This is a genomic window from Chromobacterium rhizoryzae, from assembly GCF_020544465.1.
Lineage (GTDB): Bacteria > Pseudomonadota > Gammaproteobacteria > Burkholderiales > Chromobacteriaceae > Chromobacterium.
Map to the genome: position 1 here is coordinate 1849037 of NZ_CP066126.1, position 18429 is coordinate 1867465.

The 18429-nt window shown below is 66.7% G+C and carries 18 protein-coding genes and 1 tRNA gene; 12 read left to right on the top strand and 7 right to left on the bottom strand.

The features are described from left to right. The first annotated feature begins 63 nt into the window (after window positions 1–63). Complete coding sequence (locus JC616_RS08510; protein ID WP_107798707.1) at window positions 64–1566, top strand: APC family permease; 1503 nt, start codon at window positions 64–66, stop codon at window positions 1564–1566. Further along, window positions 1547–2134 (top strand): DUF3156 family protein, encoded by a 588-nt coding sequence (locus JC616_RS08515; RefSeq protein ID WP_107798708.1) that lies wholly within the window; start codon window positions 1547–1549, stop codon window positions 2132–2134. The genes JC616_RS08510 and JC616_RS08515 overlap by 20 nt, the downstream gene beginning before the upstream one ends. 31 nt (window positions 2135–2165) lie before the next feature. Here the strand turns inward: JC616_RS08515 and hpaR are convergent, their stop codons facing one another. After that, on the bottom strand, window positions 2166–2606 hold the full coding sequence (hpaR, locus tag JC616_RS08520) for a homoprotocatechuate degradation operon regulator HpaR (protein ID WP_107798709.1): 441 nt from the start codon (window positions 2604–2606) through the stop codon (window positions 2166–2168). Between the two features lie 115 nt (window positions 2607–2721). On the opposite strand from hpaR, the gene JC616_RS08525 reads away from it, so the two are divergent. Next, window positions 2722–3516, top strand: coding sequence for an SDR family NAD(P)-dependent oxidoreductase (locus tag JC616_RS08525; RefSeq protein WP_107798710.1), 795 nt, complete (start codon window positions 2722–2724; stop codon window positions 3514–3516). A gap of 15 nt (window positions 3517–3531) precedes the next feature. On the opposite strand, the gene JC616_RS08530 is transcribed toward JC616_RS08525, so the two are convergent. The 5 genes from JC616_RS08530 to JC616_RS08550 all read right to left on the bottom strand — a co-directional run bounded on the left by JC616_RS08530 (window position 3532) and on the right by JC616_RS08550 (window position 7832). Next, window positions 3532–4356 (bottom strand): MoaF C-terminal domain-containing protein, encoded by an 825-nt coding sequence (locus JC616_RS08530; protein ID WP_107798711.1) that lies wholly within the window; start codon window positions 4354–4356, stop codon window positions 3532–3534. Window positions 4357–4413: 57 nt separating this feature from the next. Next, complete coding sequence (locus JC616_RS08535; RefSeq protein WP_107798712.1) at window positions 4414–5526, bottom strand: class II histone deacetylase; 1113 nt, start codon at window positions 5524–5526, stop codon at window positions 4414–4416. Then, the gene (locus JC616_RS08540; protein WP_227107740.1) at window positions 5523–6689 is read right to left on the bottom strand and encodes an MFS transporter; all 1167 of its coding nucleotides are present in this window, start codon (window positions 6687–6689) and stop codon (window positions 5523–5525) included. The genes JC616_RS08535 and JC616_RS08540 overlap by 4 nt, the downstream gene beginning before the upstream one ends. 118 nt (window positions 6690–6807) lie before the next feature. Beyond that, the gene (locus tag JC616_RS08545; protein ID WP_227107742.1) at window positions 6808–7593 is read right to left on the bottom strand and encodes a substrate-binding periplasmic protein; all 786 of its coding nucleotides are present in this window, start codon (window positions 7591–7593) and stop codon (window positions 6808–6810) included. A gap of 163 nt (window positions 7594–7756) precedes the next feature. Next, window positions 7757–7832 (bottom strand) — tRNA-Ala (locus JC616_RS08550). A 176-nt stretch (window positions 7833–8008) separates the two neighbouring features. On the opposite strand from JC616_RS08550, the gene hpnC reads away from it, so the two are divergent. The 8 genes from hpnC (at window position 8009) to JC616_RS08590 (ending at window position 14624) form a co-directional block, all read left to right on the top strand. Then, entirely contained in the window at window positions 8009–8821 is an 813-nt protein-coding gene (gene hpnC / locus JC616_RS08555; protein WP_107798715.1) for a squalene synthase HpnC, read from the top strand. A gap of 77 nt (window positions 8822–8898) precedes the next feature. Next, complete coding sequence (hpnD, locus tag JC616_RS08560) at window positions 8899–9744, top strand: presqualene diphosphate synthase HpnD (RefSeq protein ID WP_107801710.1); 846 nt, start codon at window positions 8899–8901, stop codon at window positions 9742–9744. A gap of 7 nt (window positions 9745–9751) precedes the next feature. Further along, complete coding sequence (hpnE, locus tag JC616_RS08565; RefSeq protein WP_227107744.1) at window positions 9752–11020, top strand: hydroxysqualene dehydroxylase HpnE; 1269 nt, start codon at window positions 9752–9754, stop codon at window positions 11018–11020. 61 nt (window positions 11021–11081) lie between these two features. Then, entirely contained in the window at window positions 11082–11837 is a 756-nt protein-coding gene (locus tag JC616_RS08570) for an SDR family oxidoreductase (RefSeq protein WP_227107746.1), read from the top strand. A 15-nt stretch (window positions 11838–11852) separates the two neighbouring features. Continuing rightward, complete coding sequence (locus JC616_RS08575; RefSeq protein WP_107798718.1) at window positions 11853–12416, top strand: hypothetical protein; 564 nt, start codon at window positions 11853–11855, stop codon at window positions 12414–12416. A gap of 27 nt (window positions 12417–12443) precedes the next feature. Next, complete coding sequence (gene radA / locus JC616_RS08580) at window positions 12444–13805, top strand: DNA repair protein RadA (RefSeq protein WP_227107748.1); 1362 nt, start codon at window positions 12444–12446, stop codon at window positions 13803–13805. 82 nt (window positions 13806–13887) lie between these two features. Next, window positions 13888–14448: a sigma-70 family RNA polymerase sigma factor gene (locus tag JC616_RS08585; protein WP_107798720.1), complete on the top strand. Its 561-nt coding sequence runs from the start codon at window positions 13888–13890 to the stop codon at window positions 14446–14448. Continuing rightward, window positions 14445–14624, top strand: coding sequence for a zf-HC2 domain-containing protein (locus tag JC616_RS08590; RefSeq protein ID WP_107798721.1), 180 nt, complete (start codon window positions 14445–14447; stop codon window positions 14622–14624). Before JC616_RS08585 ends, JC616_RS08590 begins: the two co-directional genes overlap by 4 nt. Window positions 14625–14740: 116 nt before the next feature. On the opposite strand, the gene JC616_RS08595 is transcribed toward JC616_RS08590, so the two are convergent. Further along, window positions 14741–15100: a DUF2325 domain-containing protein gene (locus JC616_RS08595; RefSeq protein ID WP_019104007.1), complete on the bottom strand. Its 360-nt coding sequence runs from the start codon at window positions 15098–15100 to the stop codon at window positions 14741–14743. A 713-nt stretch (window positions 15101–15813) separates the two neighbouring features. Between JC616_RS08595 and JC616_RS08600 the strand changes: the two genes are divergently transcribed. Beyond that, the gene (locus JC616_RS08600; protein ID WP_227107750.1) at window positions 15814–18354 is read left to right on the top strand and encodes a TonB-dependent receptor; all 2541 of its coding nucleotides are present in this window, start codon (window positions 15814–15816) and stop codon (window positions 18352–18354) included. Window positions 18355–18429: the final 75 nt, after the last annotated feature.

Consider the following 18429-nt stretch of genomic DNA (forward strand, 5'->3'; position numbering starts at 1 on the left):
ACGCCGCCAGGAAGACAGAGAGCGGCGGCCGGCGCGGCGGCGGATGGAAGAGGGAGGAGAACCATGTCTGTTAGCGAACGTTTGAGCCGCAGCCTGAGCCGCGGCGTGGTGGGCTTTCCGGTGGCGCTGGCCAGCTCGGTGGGCGTGGTGATGGCCAGCCCGGTGATACTGACCGCCACCAGCGGCTTCGGCATGGCCGGCGGCACTTTCGCGCTGGCCATGCTGATCGCCTATTTGATGATGCAGGCGCAGGCCACCACTTTCGCCGAAGCGGCGGCGATGCTGCCGACTTCCGGCGCGGTGTACGACTACATCAGCGCCGGCCTGGGCCGCGGCCTGGCCATCGCCGGCACCTTGTCGGCCTATCTATTGGTGCATGTGTTCGCCGGCACCGCCGAGACCATACTGTCCGGCATCATGGCGCTGGTGAATTTCGACCATCTCAACACCATGCTGGAAAAGAGCGGCAGCGCCTGGATGGTGGGCGTGGGCCTGGTCATCGTTTTCGGCGCGCTCAACGCGCTGGGCGTGACCCTGTTCGGCAAGGCCGAGGTGGCGCTGACCTTCGGCATGTGGGCGACGCTGACCGTCTTCGGCGTGGCCGGCCTGCTGCGCGCGCCGGCGGTGGATCTGGGCGGCTGGTTCGGCGCGCCGCTGCGTCTGGACGACCCGGGCCTGCTGCTCAGCCTGGTGGGCATGGCGATGTTCATGTTCGTCGGCGCGGAATTGGTGACGCCGCTGGCGCCGGAGCTGCGCGACTCCGGGCGCGCCATTCCGCGGGCTTTGAAGATGGGGCTCAGCGGCGTGGCCGTCACCATGCTGCTGTACGGCGCGGCCATGGTGCGGCAGGTGGCCAATACGCCGCTGGACCCGGCCCATGCGGACGGCCCGCGGCTGCTGGACACGCCGATGGCGTTGCCGGCCTTCGCCGAGCGGGTGATGGGGCCCTTCGGCAAGATCTGGCTGGGCGTCGGCCTGCTGCTGGCCGGCGCGGCGACGATCAACACCCTGATGGCGGCGCTGCCGCGCATCCTGTACGGCATGGCCCAGGACGGCGCCTTGCCGCGCTGCTTCGCCTATCTGCATCCGCGTTTCAACACGCCGTGGTGCGGCATCGCGGCGGCGGTGCTCATCCCCTGTGTCCACGCCTGGTTGATCCAGGGCGATCTGGACCGCATCATGCCCCTGGTGCTGGCGGCGGTCTGTTCCTGGGGCGTGGCCTATCTGCTGGTGACGCTGTCCGTGGTGCGGCTGAGGCTGACGCGGCCGGATTTCCCGCGCGCCTACCGCTCGCCGTGGTTTCCGCTGCCGCAGATAGGCTCCGCGCTGGGCATCGTGCTGGCGATCTGTTTCATCACCCCGCCCGGCATGCAGGCGCGCGACATCTACCTGCCCTTTGGCTGGATGCTGGGCCTGACCCTGGTGTACGCGCTGCTGTGGACCTTGCTGGTGCAGAAGGTCAACCCGTTCCGGCCGGTGCCGCTGGAGCGGATTCTGGACACGCAGTGCCAGGGCGAGGACGAAGTCTTGCGGCGGGAGCTGGAACGTGTGGCCGCGGCTGGTTGAGGCCTGGCGCAGGCCGGGCGGCTATCGTCCGGGCGCGACGCTGGCGCGGCTGAGCCTGGACTGGCCGGAGCTGGATTGCCAGGCCGAAGAGGAGGCGGAGCGGCGTTTTCGCTTTCCGCACGGGGAGTGGAGCTTTTCGGCGCGGGAGCGGGTGGAGGCGGGCTGGCTGGCCTATATGGTGGCTTGCGAGTTCCGGCTGACGGTGCCGGGCGCGCCGGGCCGCGCGCGCATCCGCCTGCGTCACGGCGGCTTCTGGCGTCGCCGCGGCATCGTCGTCGATTTGCTGGACGGCGACGCCGCGGCGCTGGCGCCGCTGCTGGAGCGCTTGCGCGCCGACGCGGATGTGCGCGCCGCGCTGTCGCCGCTGGACTTCAAGCGTTGCGAGCTGCACGGCGGCCAGGACGGCTGGTTGCTGTGTCTGGAGCCTTACGGCGCCAGCGAGGTGGCGTGCCGGCTGCCGCCCTTGCGGCGCTACATCGGCCTGCGCGGCGTGCAGGGCCTGGCGGTGCTGGCCAGTCTGGCCGCCTGCCGCCGCGTCTTGCTGGCGGCGGAGGCGGGGCGGGGCTAGGTCTGGCGGGCGGTCCGCTCTTGAACAGGTTCTAAGACGGCGCGGGCAGGCTTTCCAGCTCATCCAGCAAGGCGAGCAAGGCTTGCAGTTTGGCCTGGGAAAAATGGGCTTCGATCTGGCGGTAACAGTCGTTGGACAGCGGAATGATGCGCTGGGTCAGCGTCTTGGCGTGCTGCGTCGGCGTGACGATCAAGCGACGGTTGTCCGCTTGGGCGCGGTGGCGGTAAACCAGATCGTCCCTTTCCATGCGCGCCAGGATGCCGCTGAGGCTGGGCGGGTGGATGCCGGCGCGCTGGGCGATCTCGCCGGCTTCCATGTTTCCGCGTTCCGCCAGCAGGCGCAGGACGCGCCATTGCTGTTCCGACAGGCCGTGACGGCTCAGCACCGGACGGAAGTAGGACATCACCGCTTCGCGCGCGCGCAGCAGGCGTTGCGGCAGTTGGTATTGGTAGGGACGCTGCGTAGGGTCCATGGCGGCTCCTTGGTTTAAAGTCGCGGGAGGGTAAGGGGGGGCGGCCTGTTTACTTTAAATGAATATATTAACATAATGCCGTCGGGTTTAGACGGCGAACGACAAGGAGGCTGAGATGTCTTTGCGCGATAAAACCATAGTGATCACCGGCGCGGGCTCCGGCATCGGCGCCGCTTGCGCGCGCCGCTTCGCCGCCGAAGGCGCGCGGCTGGCCCTGGTGGGACGGCGGGCCGGCCCCTTGCTGGCGCTGGCGGAGGAAACCGGCGGTCTGGCCTTGGCCGGCGACGCCGCCGACGCCGCGGCCTGGGAGGATTTCCTGGCGCGCATCCGCGCGCGCTGGGGCAGGGTGGACGGCTTGGCCGCCTGCGCCGGCGGCCTGGGCATGGGCGCGGCGCTGGACACCGACGACGCGGCCTGGCGCGCCGCGATGCGCGCCAATCTGGACACCGCCTTCGTCAGCGCCCGCGCCTGCCTGCCGGACCTGATCCGGCAGGGCGGCAGCATGGTGTTGCTGGCCTCCATCGCCGGTCTGGCGGCCGGGCCTGCGGCCTGCGGCTATGTGACGGCCAAGCACGCCTTGCTGGGCCTGGCCCGGTCGCTGGCGCGCGACTACGGGCCGGCGGTGCGGGTCAACGCCCTGTGTCCGGGCTGGGTGCGCACGCCGATGGCGGACGAGGAGATGCGGCCGCTGATGGCGGCCCATGGCGAAGATCTGGAGGCCGCCTACCGGCGGGTGACCGCCGACGTGCCTTTGCGGCGGCCGGCGACGCCGGAGGAGATTGCCGCGATCTGCCGCTTTCTATTGTCCGACGAGGCCGCGATGGTCAGCGGCGCTTGCCTGACGGCCGACGGCGGCGCGACGGCGGTGGATGTGCCGACGCTGGCTTACGCGCGGCTGGAAAGGGAATGAGGCCGGCGCGGACCTTTAACCGCGAGTGTGGTTGACGACGCTGGCCTGCGCGCCCACCCGGAAGTTGCGGGTGGCGCCGAAATCCTCGTCCTGATAGCCGAAGATCTTGCCGTCGGTGCGCATTTGCTCCAGGTCGATCAAGATCACGCCCAGGGTGGGGATGATTTTTTCGCGCCAGACGAATAAATACAGCCGCTCCGCCACTTGGTAGTAGTGGCAGCGGTCGACGTCGGCCAGGCCGCGCTCCACGCCTTCCAGACAATGCCAGGCGTAGAGGCCGTCGTTCAGGTAAATGTGCTCGTAGCACTCGGTGGGGCTGTAGCGGTAGCGGTTGCGCATGCCGATCAGTTCGCGGCTGGGCGGGTGCCGCGGGACCGCGGCGGCGGGCTGGTTGACGGCGCCGTGGAGGAATTCGACTTCCACGCCGGTCAGCTCCATCTGGCGTTCCACCCGGTCGAAGGCGCAGATCCGCGCGGCGTCGGCGTCGGGCAGCCGGCCCAGAACCAGGGTGAAGCGGCGCTGCGCCAGGTCCAGGATCAGGCTGAGGGACTGCGCGGCCGGGCCCTGGTGACGGAAATCGATGAAATAGACGCCGGCGCGCAAGGAACTGGCGTGGAAGCCGTCTATCTCCGCCAGCGCCGAGGCTCGCCCCGGACGCTCAAGGACGACGCGGGCGTCGCCGCCGGACTCCAGCCGGCAGTCCGCGGCGCTGTCGTCGTCGAAGCACAGCCGCAGGCTGCGGCCGTCCAGCTCGGCGCAGCGGGGCAGGGTCAGGCTGTCGGGCGCGAAGCCGTCGGCCAGCGCGCCGACCTGGATGAATTCGGGAGTGGGATTGGACATGGGGCGGCTCCTTATCGATGGCTAAATGGCGGACTCGGCTCGTTTTGGGGCGGGCGTTCAAAACCCGAGCCGCTCGGCCTGCGCTTCCAGCAGGCGCGTTTGCAGCTCGCGCAGCGGCGCGCCGGGCTGCTGCGCGATGATCAGTTCCAGCAGCGGGTCCCGCACCTCGGTGCGGACGCCGGACAGCGCCTCCAGCGCGGCCAGGCCGCAAAAGGGCACGTAGGCCTCGGAATAGCCGCCCTCGTGCAGCAGGACCAGCCGTCCGCCCGCCTCGGCGTCGGCGTAGTCGGCCAGCTGCCGCGTCATCTCGCGGAAGGTGTCGCTGTGCGCCTGCATTCTGGCCAGGGGATCGACGGCGTTGGCGTCGTAGCCGCAGGCGACGATGATCAACTCGGGCCGGAAACGCCGCAGCGCCGGCAGCACCAGCAGCCGCATCGCGTCCAGATAGGCCTGGTGGCCGCCGCCGGGCAGCAAGGGGATGTTCAGATTGGCGTCCAGGCCCTCGCCCTCGCCGCGGTCCTCGGCCCCGCCGTAGCCGGGCGGATAACAGCCGTCCTGATGCAGGGAGAGGGTCAGCACGTCGCCGCGCCGGTAAAAAATGGACTGGGTGCCGTTGCCGTGGTGCACGTCCCAATCGACGATGGCGACGCGGCTCAGGCCGTGGCGGGCGATGGCCAGCTCCGCGGCGAGGGCGGCGTTGGCCAGAAAACAGAAGCCCATCGCGCCGTCCGCCGAGCAATGATGGCCGGGCGGGCGCGACAGCGCGTAGGCCTTGTCCGCCTCGCCGGCGAGCACGGCGTTCACCGCGGCCCAGGCCAGGCCGGCGGACAGTTTGGCGATTTCATAGCTGCCGGGGCCTATCGGCGCCTGCGGTCCCAGCTCGCCGCCGCCGGCGTCGCTGAGCGCCTTGAAGCGCTGCAGATAGGCGGGCGTGTGCACGCGCAGCAGCGCGTCCTCGTCCAGGGGCGGCGCGCCGCGTACTTGCAGCCGGGCGCCGAGGCCGGACACGTCCATCAGGCTTTTCAGCCTGCGCTTGCTGTCCGGGGATTCGGCGTGGCCGCCGCCGGAAGGTGGTTGCACCCAGCCGCCCACCGGCAGGATCTGAGCGTGGGGGCCGGCGCTGTGCCACAGGCAGAGTTCGTCGAAGAAAAACGCGGTGCGGGCGGTCATTGCGGACTCCTGACGCTTGCGGGCCGCAGCGTCAGCAACAGGGCCAGCGACAAGGCGGCGAGTCCCATGGCGACGAGCAGCAGGGTTTGAGGGTTTTGGCCGCGGGCGGCCATCAATTCGCCGGCCAGCGCCGGTCCCAGCGCCAGGCCGCCGCCTATCGCCAGATTGACGGTGTTCATCAGCCGGCCGCTGTGATCCAGCGCGGCCAGCGTGGCCAGAATGAAGGGCAGGATGAAGGTCCACGCGTATTTGAAGACGAGCGCCGCCGCGGCGAAGCGGCCGGCGCGCGGTGCGCCCAGCAGCAGGGCCAGCGCCAGCAGCATCAGCCCGTAGCCGGCGATCAGCAGACGGCGGCGCGCGCCGCGGCCGCCGATCGCCGCGGCGCAGACCGAACCGGCGATGCCCATCAGCGTGGCGAGGGCCAGCCAGTCTCCGCTTTGCTCCGGGCTCAGCCCCGCCTGGGCGGCGATGCTGCCGATGAAAGTCCAGGTGCCGCTCAGGCTGACGTAGAAGCACAAGGTGGCGGCCGCCCCGATCAGCGCCGGGCACCAGGGCGTCGCTCCCGCGCCGGACGGCGCGGCGGGCCGGGCCGCCATGGACGGAAAACAGCGGGCCAGCGGCAGGCAGAGGGCCATCAGCGCCGCCAGGCTCAGATAACAGGCGGCGACGCCGTGACGAGCGAACCAGGCCGGAAACAGCAGCAGGCCCAGGGCGCCCAGCGCCAGCTGGCCGCACACCCACAGGCCGTAGGCGCGTTCGGGATTGGCGCTGGCCGCGGCGGTGGACAGGCATAAAATCATCAGCGAGCCGCCGGCCAGCGCGCTGAGCAGCCGCAGCGGCAGCAGCTCGGCGTAAGTGGCGGCGAAACAGGAGGCGAGATTGGCGGCGATGAACAGCCAGGCGGCGCAGGCGGCGGCGCGCCGCCAGTCCACGCGCGGCAGCCAGAAATAGGCCGGCAGCGTCGCCAGGCTCATCGCGCCCAGCTCCACCGCGAACAGGCGGCCGATGCGTTCCGGCCCCAGGCCGAACTGGCTGGCCAATTGGCCGGCCAGCGCCGGCGCGGTCATCAGCACCAGCGGCGCGACGGCGGCGAAGGCGATCAGGGCGATCAAGGCGCCGCCGCGGACGGGCGCGACGGTGTGGGCGGGCAGACGAACGCTCATGTTTCCCCCGGCGGGCGAGTGGTGAACCAGAGCTTACGCTCGCAAGATTCGCGTTTGGGGGCAAGCGGACGGACGGCGTTTTGCCGATTTGGGATAGCGGGGGCGCAACACGGCGGCGTCAGCGGTTGAGCTGGCGCAGCGCGTCTTGCAGAGCCTTGCGGTACTCGGGGGTGTCCCGCGTCTGGGCGATGGCTTCCCAGAATTGGCGGGTCAGCTTGGGGTGGCCGTCCGCGAAGCGGTGGGAAAAAATCAGGTAGTAAGGCTTGGCGACCAAGTCCGGCCCCACTTTTTCTATCCTGTCCCTATAGGCCGGATTGCCCGCCAGCAGGCTGTCGCCGGTCAGCGTGGGCAAGGCCAGGGCGCCGATGCGGCGCGCCAAGAGCTTGTTCAGATTCTGCTCCGGATTGCGCGAACTGTCGTCCACCTGCGCGCCCAGCGCCTGAAGCTGGGCGATGACGGAGAAGCCGGTCTGCGCGCCGACGGCGCCTTCCAGGTGGCTGAGGCTTTGCCCGTCCCATTCCAGCGGCGAGCCTTTCAGCCGGTACAGGCTGTAGCTGTCCAGATGCATGCGCATCGCCGGGTCGGCGGCGTCGCCTTTCATCGGATAGACGCCGATGCGCAGCCGCTCCGGCTTGAAGCTGATCTCGAAGACGCCGTCCAACTGATTGTTCTGCACCTCGTTCAGGCAGCGCACCCAGGCCATCTCCCGGATTTCCAGCTTGATATTGCTTCTTTGGGCGGCGGACTTCAGCATCTGCAAGCTCAGGCTGGGGCCGTTCTGGCTGCGCCACGGCGGCGAGTCCATGTCTTCGGTGCACAGCCGCAGGCTGGCCGGGCGCGGCTCGGCCGCAGCGCCGAAGGCGCACAGGGACAGCAGCAGGAAGATCAGGCGGGCACGCGGCATACGGAAGCTCCGCGACGGGAGGGGATGGACTTGCTTTAGTTATTTGCGCCGCAACAAAAAAAGGCAAGCGGGAAAAGGGCGGGGACAATGCAAAAAGCCGATTCCTCGGAATCGGCTTTTGCTGCGCGCCGCGCTGGGCGGCGTCTCGCTGTGAAGCAGTTTTTGGTGGAGGTAAGCGGGATCGAACCGCTGACCTCTTGCATGCCATGCAAGCGCTCTCCCAACTGAGCTATACCCCCGCACCGGCTGCGTTTCACAGTGCTGCGCAGTATATGGCAGCGGCAGGAGCGTGTAAATAGCCTCCGCCGCTTTTTTTGGATAATTTTCCGGCGGCGGCGCGGCCGCCGGCATAGGAGGGTCCGGAGCGCTCGGTTATAATCGCCCATTCGCCAGCCATACAACAGGAAGCAAGCCGATGTCGGTTGGGCATTACGAGAATTTCCCGGTGGGCTCCATCCTGCTGCCGCGCAGGATGCGCCGCGCCGTGCACGCCATCTACCATTTCGCGCGTTACGCCGACGACGTGGCGGACGAGGGCGACGACGCCCCCGAGCTGAGGCTGGCCGAACTGGACCGCCTGGGCGCGGAGCTGGAGCGCATCGGCGCCGGCCAGACGCCGGACACGGCCATGATGCGCAATCTGGCGGCGGCGATCGCCGAGCACGGCCTGGACTTGCAGCCGTTTCACGATCTGCTGGCGGCCTTCCGTCAGGACGTGGGGAAAACCCGCTACCGCGATTACGCGGAACTGGCGGATTACTGCCGCCGCTCCGCCAATCCGGTGGGCCGGCTGATGCTGGGGCTGTACGGCGAGAACGATAGGCGCTCGCTGGCGATGTCGGACGGCATCTGCACCGCCTTGCAACTGATCAATTTCCTGCAGGATGTCGAGCTGGACTGGCGCAAGGGCCGGGTTTATCTGCCGCAGGAGGATTTGCAGCGCTTCCGGGTGAGCGAGGCGCAGATCGCCGCGCGCGACGCCGGCGGCCTGTGGCAGCCTATGATGCGCGCCCAGATTGAGCGCGCGCGCAAGATGTTGCAGGCCGGCGCGCCGCTGGGCAAAGTGTTGAAGGGCCGGATGGGGCTGGAACTGAGGCTGATCATCCTGGGCGGCGAACGGATACTGAAAAAGCTGCACGACTCCGGCGGCGATGTGTTCCGCCGCCGTCCGGTGCTGGGATGGCGCGACTGGATTTACATGCTGTGGCGCGCGGCGCGCGCCAAGTGAGCGCCGCGGCGCGACGACGATGAATATGATTGAAGGACGGCGGCCCGCCGCGGCCGCCGCTTGGACAGGAGTGGCGCGTGACGCCTGATCAGTATTGCGAAGACAAGGCCGCCGCCAGCGGCTCCAGCTTCTATTACAGCTTCCGCTTCTTGCCGGAGTCGCGCCGCCGCGCGATCACCGCGCTGTACGCCTTCTGCCGCGAGGTGGACGACGTGGTGGACGAATGCCACGACCCCGGCGTGGCCAGCGCCAAGCTGGCCTGGTGGCGCGGCGAAATCGCCAAGCTCTACCAGGGCGCGCCGGAACACCCGGTGATGCAGGCGCTGCAGCCGCACGCGCGGGCTTTCGGCCTGCCGCAGAGCGAGCTGGAAGAAATCATAGATGGCATGGCCATGGACCTGAGCATGGTGCGCTACCAGCGTTTCCAGGACCTGCTGCTGTACTGCCACCGCGTGGCCGGCGTGGTGGGGCAACTGGCGGCGCGCATCTTCGGCTACGGCGACGAGAAGACGCTGGAGTACGCGCACGAGTTGGGCATCGCCTTCCAGCTGACCAACATCATCCGGGACGTGGGCGAGGACGCGCGCCGCGACCGCATCTATCTGCCGATGGAGGAGTTGCAGCGCTTCAATTGCCCGGCGATGGACATTCTGCACTACGAGGAAAGCCCGGCCTTCAAGGACTTGATGGAATTCCAGATCGAGCGCGCGCAGCAATACTACCGCCAGGCCTGGGAAATGCTGCCGGCGGCGGACCGCAAGTCTCAGCGCCCCGGCCTGCTGATGGCCGCGATCTACCGCGCCACGCTGGAGGAGATCAAGCTGGACGGCCCGGCCAAGGTGCTCAATCAGCGGCTGTCGCTGACGCCCATCCGCAAGCTGTGGCTGGCATGGAAAACCTGGACTTTCGGCTACCGGCCGTGAGCCGCGCATGAGCAGGCCGCGCGTCGCCGTGATCGGCGCCGGCTGGGCCGGCCTCGCCGCCGCGGTGGAGCTGGCCGGGCGGGCGGAGCTGACCGTGTTCGAGGCCGGCCGCGAGCCGGGCGGCCGCGCCCGCCGCATCGGCGTGCCCGGCAGCCGGCTGGACAACGGCCAGCACATCCTGATCGGCGCGTATCGCGAATGCCTGCGGCTGATGGCCGCGGTGGGCGTGGACGAGAGCCGGGCCTTGCTGCGCCTGCCGATGAACTGGCAGCGCCAGGGCGGCATCAGCCTGAGCTGCCCGCGGCTGCCGGCGCCCTTGCATCTGGCGGCCGGCCTGCTGACGGCGCGCGGCATAAGCTGGCGCGACAAGGCGCGGCTGGCGCTGGCCTTGCAGCGTTTGAAAGGGCAGGGCTGGCGGGTGGAGCCGGACTGCGCGGTGACGCAATGGCTGCTGGAGCAAGGGCAGTCCGAAACGCTGATCCGCGAATTCTGGCGGCCGCTGGTGCTGTCCGGCCTCAACACCCCGCCGGAGCAGGCGTCGATGCGGGTGCTGGCCGCGGTGCTGCGCGACAGCCTGGGCGCGGAGCGCGCCGCCAGCGATCTCTTGCTGCCCAAAGTGGACTTGTCCGCCCTGTTCCCGGAGCCGGCCTGGCGCTGGCTGGCGGCGCGCGGCGCGGATCTGCGCGCCGGCCGGCGCGTGCGCGGCGTGGCGGCGGATTCAACGGGGGTGAGCGTGGACGGCGAGCGCTTCGACGCCGCCGTGCTGGCGGTGGCGCCGTATCACGCGGCGGAACTGACGGCGGATCCAGCGCTGCGCCAGCTGACCGATGCTTATCGTTATTGGCCCATCTACACCGTCTACCTGCAGTTTGAAGGCGCGGTCCGTTTGCCGGCGCCGATGTGCGCCTGCAGCGGCGGCGTCGGCGACTGGCTGTTCGACCGCGGCGCGCTGATGGGCGAGACCGGCTGGGTGGCCGCGGTGATGAGCGCGCCGCAGCATCTGGACACGCTTGCGCAAGAGGAACTGGCTGCTTTGGTGGAGGCCGACGTGCGCCGGCTTGATCCGCGCGCCGGCCGGCGGCTTGATTTCCGGGTGCTGGCGGAGCGGCGGGCCACTTTTGCCAGTTTGGTCGATATGAGGCGACCGGCGCAGCCAAGCCCGGTACAATCGCTTTATTTGGCGGGAGATTGGACGCATGCTGATTATCCTGCCACTTTGGAGGGGGCCGTCCGAAGCGGCGTCGCAGCCGCCCGCGCGGTGATTGGAAGACTGTGAGCCATCCGGCGGCCGCAGGGGCGCGCCGCCGATGGCCCTGATTACAAGATAGCGAAAAAAAATGACGACAGATATCGCCTCTAACGCATTCAAGGACCGCGTGGTGCTGATTACCGGCGCCTCCCAGGGCATAGGCCGCGAGGCCGCGCTGACGTTGGCGCGTCACGGCGCCACCGTGGTGTTGCTGGCGCGCAGCGTCAAAGGCCTGGAGAAGGTCTACGATGAAATAGCGGCCGCCGGAGGGCCGGAGCCGGCGGCGGTGCCGCTGGACCTGCTGAAGGCGGCGGAGGGCGATTTCAACAATCTGGCGATGATGATCAAGCGCGAGCTGGGCCGCCTGGACGGCATTCTGCACTGCGCCTCGCATTTTTACGCGCTGTCGCCGCTGTCCAATCAGACGGTGGAAGAGTGGATGGACCAGTACCGGATCAATACCGTGGCGCCGTTCGCGCTGACCCGGGCCTGTCTGCCGCTGTTGAAGGATTCGCCGGACGCGGCGGTGCTGTTCGTCGGCGAAACCCACGGCTTGCACCCGGCGCCGTACTGGGGCGGTTTCGGCGCGTCCAAGGCCGGCCTCAACTACCTGACCCAGGTGGCGGCCAATGAATGGGACGTTTACCCGCAGTTGCGCGTCAACCAGCTGATCCCGGGGCCGGTGAATTCGCCGCAGCGCAACCGCACCCACCCGGGCGAGGACAAGTCCGAACGCGGCAATCTGTCCGAACTGATGCCGCATTTGCTGTACTGGCTGGGGCCCGCCAGCCAGGGCCGCAGCGGCGAGATCGTGGAACTGGATTTGCGCGCCCGGCGCGCTTGAGGGGAAGGGGGAGGCATGAGCATAGGGCGATGGCTATGGTTGCCGCTGTTGCTGGCGTTGACCGGCTGCAACTGGGTGGGCAACGTCACCGGCTTGACCAAGGACGCCAATAAGGCGATAGGCGCGGCCTGCCGTCAGACCGGCCGTTCGCTGGAAGAGTGCTATCTGCGCAATCCCGAAGCCGACAAGGCGGCGATTTACGCCGGCTGGCGCGAGATGAACGAGTACATGGCCAAGAACAAGCTGGACACCATGGAGCCGCCCCGGGAAGCGTCCGCCTCCGCCGGCATGCCGGCGCCCACCGCCAGCGGCCACGGCGCCGCGTCCGCGCCGGCGGAAAAATCCAGCGCCAACACCTCTCCCTCCGGCCCCAGGCCGCTGAGCAACGAAGAAGCCGAACGCGCCGCGCGCACCGATCCGCAAGTGGAGGCGGTGCTGGCGGCCATCCGCAACAAGCCCGCCGGCGAAGGCGGGGAAAAATCCAAGGCGGCCTCCGGCGCGGAGCCGGAGCAGAAACGCCTGCTCAACATCATCAATGAACTCAATAAGAACAGCCCTGCGCCTGGTTCGCACGGCTGAGCCCGCCCACTTCTTTCCGTTGTCCTGATGGCAAAAATCAAAACCGTATTCAGTTGCGCCGAGTGCGGCGGTCAAACGCCCAAATGGCAGGGCCAATGCCCGCATTGCAACGCCTGGAACACGCTGACCGAGGCGGTGCAGGCCGCGCCGGCGGCCAACGCCCGTTTCCAGTCCTGGAGCGACAGCGCCACCCAGGTGCAAAAGCTGTCCGATGTGCAAACCGAGGAAGTGCCGCGCGATCCATCCGGCATCGACGAGCTGGACCGGGTGCTGGGCGGCGGCGTGGTGCGCGGCGCGGTGATCCTGATCGGCGGCGATCCCGGCATCGGCAAATCCACGCTATTGCTGCAAGCGCTGTCCGAAATCGGCGCGCGCCGCAAAGTGCTCTATGTGTCCGGCGAGGAATCGCCGCAGCAGATCGCGCTGCGCGCCACCCGTTTGGCGGTGGCCACCGAGCGCGTCAACCTGCTGGCGGAAATCCGGCTGGAAGCCATCCTGGAAACGCTGAAGCGCGAGCAGCCGGAAGTGGCGGTGATCGACTCCATCCAGACCCTGTACACCGACCAAGTGACCTCGGCGCCCGGCTCGGTGTCCCAGGTGCGCGAATGCGCGGCGCAGCTGACGCGCATGGCCAAGCAGACCGGCATCACCATTCTGCTGGTGGGACACGTCACCAAGGAGGGCTCGCTGGCCGGCCCGCGCGTGCTGGAGCACATGGTGGACACCGTGCTGTATTTCGAGGGGGATTCCCACTCCAATTACCGGATGATACGCGCGATCAAGAACCGTTTCGGCGCGGTCAACGAGCTGGGCGTGTTCGTGATGACGGACCGCGGCCTCAAGGGCGTGTCCAATCCCTCGGCCATCTTCCTGTCCTCTTACCGCGACGATGTGTCCGGCTCCTGCGTGCTGGTCACCCAGGAGGGCAGCCGGCCCTTGCTGGTGGAAATCCAGGCCTTGGTGGACGACTGCCACGGCTTCCAGCCCAAGCGCCTGACCGTGGGCCTGGAGCAGAACCGCCTGGCCATGTTGCTGGCGGTGCTGCACCGCCACGGCGGCGTCGCCTGCTTCGATCAGGACGTGTTCCTCAACGCGGTGGGCGGGGTCAAGATCAACGAACCGGCGGCCGATCTGGCCATCATCCTGGCCATGGTGTCCTCCTTGCGCAACAAGCCCTTGCCGGAAAAGCTGGTGGTGTTCGGCGAAGTGGGTCTGGCCGGCGAGGTGCGCCCGGTGGCGCGCGGCCAGGAGCGCTTGAAGGAAGCGGCCAAGCTGGGCTTCACCCGCGCCATCGTGCCGCAGGCCAACAGCCCGCGCCAGCCGATAGAAGGGCTGCGGGTGATCGCGGTGGAGCGGCTGGATCAGGCGGTGGAATTCTGCCGCGAATGAGCGGCAAGAGCCTGTTTACGATCTGCTGCGTCTCGCTTTAGCTCGCGAGATCGTAAACAGACTCTAAGAAAGCGGATAGCGAATGATAGAAGACCGAGATATAGAAGCGGAACGCCCTTATCTGTTCCGCTACGCGCTGGCGCAATTGCGCGAGAAGGACGCCGCCGACGAGGCGGTGCAGGAAACGCTGCTGGCGGCGCTGGAGTCCCGCGCCTCCTTTAGCGGCAAATCCACGCTGCGCACCTGGCTGACCTCCATCCTGCGCTTCAAGCTGATCGACGCCTTGCGCCGCAAGGGCAAGGAGAAGCTGTTCGAATCGCTGGAGAACGAGGCCGACGACGGCGATTTCGACGGCCTGTTCAGCCGGGACGGCCACTGGCGCGAGCCGGTCAAGGCCTGGAGCGGGCCGGAGCAGTCCTTGATCTCGCGCCAGTTCTGGGAGGTGTTCGAGCAGTGTTCGGAAGTGATGCCGCGCCGCACCGCGATGGTGTTCGTGATGCGCGAGGTGATGGGCATGGAGATCGCGGAGATCTGTAAGAATCTGGAGATCAGCGCGACCAACTGTTCCGTATTGCTGTATCGCGCCCGCATGAGCTTGCGGGAATGTTTTTCGATTCGCTGGAGCCGGGAGGCTAGCGTATGAAGTTGAGTTGTCGTCAGGCCAGCCGTTTGATCTCGGCCTCGCAGGACCGTCCCTTGAGCCAGTGGGAACACGTGCGTCTGCGCGTGCACCTGTTCATGTGCGGCAATTGCCGCAATTTCTCGCAACAGCTGAAGCAGTTGGGGGAGGCCGCGCGCAAGGCGGGGCGCGGGGAGTAGCCATTTGAAAGCGCAAGGGGAAACCGGCCTTCTGGCCGGTTTTTTCTTGCCCGCGGCGCGGGATAAAAAGAAGCCGGCGCAAGCCGGCTTTTAACTTCAAGGGTGGTAAGAAAAAATCAGCGCTTGCGCTTGCCGCCGCCGCTCTTGGCCGCCGCGCACTGGTGCGGGCAGGCGGCGCATTGGCTGTCGTTGAGGCCGGCTCCGGTGAGCGATTGCTTGAGCGCACAGACCGAGCGGCGGCAGGCGATGAAGCGGATCTGGTTTTCCGAGGCCAGTTCGCGGAAATGGCGCATCACGTTGTGGCCCAGAAAATCGGTGAACAGAATCAAGAGGTCGGTGCCGGCCGGCAGGCGGTCCACCTTGCGCTGGTGCGAGCTGTTGCGGCCGCTGACGTGACGATGGATGTTGATGCCGAAATCGCGCAGCACATCCGGAATATTGCCGAGGGTATCGGCTCCCACAAGCATGGCATTCATTGGACATCCCTCCTGGGTGAATTTTTAGAAATGATAATCGTTATCATTTAGCTGGTCAATCACAAACTTTGAAAATGGCAATCAGGACAGGGGTGAACTGTGGCGGATCGGTCGCGCCGCGTGGGCCGTTTGCCTGAGAGAGCGGCGCCGGCGGCGGGTCTTGCATGAGCGCGCTTCATGCCGGGCCGGCGCGCGGGGCGAGGGCGGCCGGCTGGCCGGCGTGGCGTAATCCGCGGCCGCGCCGCCTGCCGGAGGAGATTTAGAAAGTGGCATCTGAATAATGCATGGCAGCCACCAGCTTTTTACATGTAACAAGTATTAAAAACACAGAATAAGAAGTATTTACGCTGCGCTGTTTTTAACGCAATTGCAAAAAAGCAACATGCTTACGGGATAGATGCATGCCTTTTTTTGTAGTTTCTGCTCTAAGTATGCGATGAGGGTTTTTGTATATTGGATTTCTAATACCGGTTAGACGCTTGTTTAATAAAGGTTTTGAGCCCTTAAGAATCATTGCTTAAAACATAGTGCCTGCTCGCTCTGAAGATGGCGGGGGGCCGCCGCGGAAAAGTTTATTGACGCTGATCATGATTAATTCGCACACTCGGATCGCCTTCGGTTCAGATCAAAAAATGAGCACAACGATGCTCTGAATAGAGCCATAAACCCGACGAGGTCAGTGGCCGGATGAACTTACAAGGGATTGGAGAATCATGAACTATCGCAAGAAGAGAATCGCGCTGGCGCTCGCCATGCTCGGCGCTGGAGCCATGCCTCTGGCCCATGCGGACGACGCAAGCGGCACCCTGGACCGAGTGGAGATCACCGGCTCCAACATCAAGCGCTCCATCAAGCAGGAGCAGGCGATCCCGATGACCATCATCAAGACCGACGACCTGATCAAACAGGGCATGACGTCGGTTGAGCAAGTGGTCAACAGCCTGGCCGCCAACCAGTCCTCCCAGGGGGCCAACGCCGCGGTGGGCGCTTCCACCGGGGGGGCTTCCTACGCCAGCCTGCGAGGCCTGGGTCACCAGTACACCTTGATCCTGCTGGACGGCCGCCGCATCGTGAACCAGCCAATGGACGGCACCTCGGTCGACCTCAACGCCATTCCGCTGACGGTGATAGACCGCATCGAAGTGGTGCGCGACGGCGCTTCCGCCATCTACGGCACCGACGCCATCGGCGGCGTGATCAACTTCATCACCAAGAAAACCATGCAGGGCCTGTCCATCGGCGGCGAGTTTCTGTCCCCGCAACGTTCCGGCGGCCAGGAGCGCAGCGTCAATCTGTCCTACGGCTACGGCGATCTGGGCAAGGACGGCTTCAATATCTACGGCGCTTACGAGTATCACAAGACCAACAAGATCATGGCCACCCAGCGTGATTTCGCGTCCCAGATCACCAGCAGCACCAAGCGCAGCGTCAACAGCTTTCCTCCCAACTACCTGTTGCCCAGCGGCGACCTGATTACCGGTTCGCCCAATTGCGCGCCGCCGTATTCGACGCCGGACGGCAGCGGCGCCTGTTCGCAGCTGTATTCGCTGTATCCGTCCATCCAGCCCGAGGTCGAGCAGCAGACCGGCGTGCTCAAGGGCACCACCCGCATCGGCGACCACGAGCTGTCCTTGCAATATCTGGTGACCGAAACCAAGAACACCACCTGGGTGGCGCCGACGCCGTTCTCCGGCGACGTGACTTCGCCGACCGCGCCGGGTCAGAACCCGGCGGACGGTCCGTTCCCGGTGTATGGCCGCTCGGTGCCGGCCGGCGCGCGCGTGGACAGCACCACCGCCACCACCCAGCGTTTGCAGATGAATCTGGAGGGCTTGATCGCCGGTTGGGACTACCGCGCCGGCCTCGGCCACTCGGAAAGCAAGGTCACTCACGATCTGGACGGCGGCTACCTGAGCCAGAGCAAGCTGCAGAACGCGTTGAACAGCGGCTTCGATCCAGGGACTTCCGATCCGGCCGCCTGGAAACCGTTCTCGTCCAGCGGCCGCATCGAGCAGGCCAAGTCCAAACTCGATCTGGCGGATTTCAAGGTCAGCAAGGAAGTGCTGCAACTGCCGGCCGGCATGCTGGCGGTGGCCATCGGCGCCGAAGCGCGCCGCGAAACCATCGAGCATACCTACAACCATGCGCTGTCCACCGACACGCTGAGCACCGGCCTGACCAAAACCAACGACGGCAGCGGCCAGCGCAGCGCCCAGGCCTTGTACGGCGAGCTGGACATCCCGGTGATCAAGCATCTGGACGCCAACCTGGCGGTGCGTTACGACCACTACAGCGATTCCGGCAGCTCGGTGAATCCCAAGGTTTCGCTGAAGTACCAGCCGGTGCCGCAACTGCTGCTGCGCAGCTCGGCCAGCACCGGCTTCCGCGCGCCGTCGCTGTACGACATCAATCAGCCCGCCCAGCAGCAGCTGACCGCCAAGAACTACACCGACCCGGTATTGTGCCCGGGCGGCGTGGCGCAGCCGGGCGCCGGTTCGTCCTCTTGCGTCAAGACGCAGCAAAATCTGCTGACCGGCGGCAACAAGAGCCTGCAGCCGGAAAAATCCTCGTCCATCTCCTTCGGCATGGTGCTGGAGCCGGTCAAGGACCTGACCACCAGCGTGGACTTCTGGTGGACCAATATCCAGAACTCCATCGGTTCGCTGAACGAGCAGACCATCTTCGCCAACCCGGGCAAATACGCCAATTTGTTCGTCCGGGATTCGAAGAACAATCTGCTGTACGTGACCGACCTCACCGACAACCTGGGCAACACCAGCGCCGCCGGCGTCGACCTGGGTTTCTCCTACCGTCTGCCGCGCACCTCGGTTGGCGATTTCACGGTGAATCTGGACGGCACTTACATCAGTAAGCACAGCTTCCAGTACGAGAAGGGCGGAGACTACCACAGCGATCTGGGCGCCTATGTCAACGGCAGCCCCACCTTCCGCTGGCAGCACAATCTGGCGCTGAACTGGATGCGCGGCTCGTGGAGCGGCATCTTGGCCCAGGCTTACAAGTCCGGTTACACCGATTCCGACCCCAGCCACATGGTCAAGCCTTACTCCACCTGGAACCTGTCCGGATCCTACGCCTGGAACAAGCAACTGACCGTGACCGCCGGCATCAAGAACCTGTTCGACCAACTGCCGCCGTGGAGCAATCAGGGCGAAACCACGCCCCAGGGCTATGACCCGCGCTTCACCGACGCGGTGGGCCGAGCCTACTTCGTGAAGGCCAGCTACAAGATGTAACTCCGCCATGCCGGGACGGCCTTGCGCCGCCCCGGCTGGAGGGAGGACGCAGGAACCGGCTTTCGCGCGAAGGCC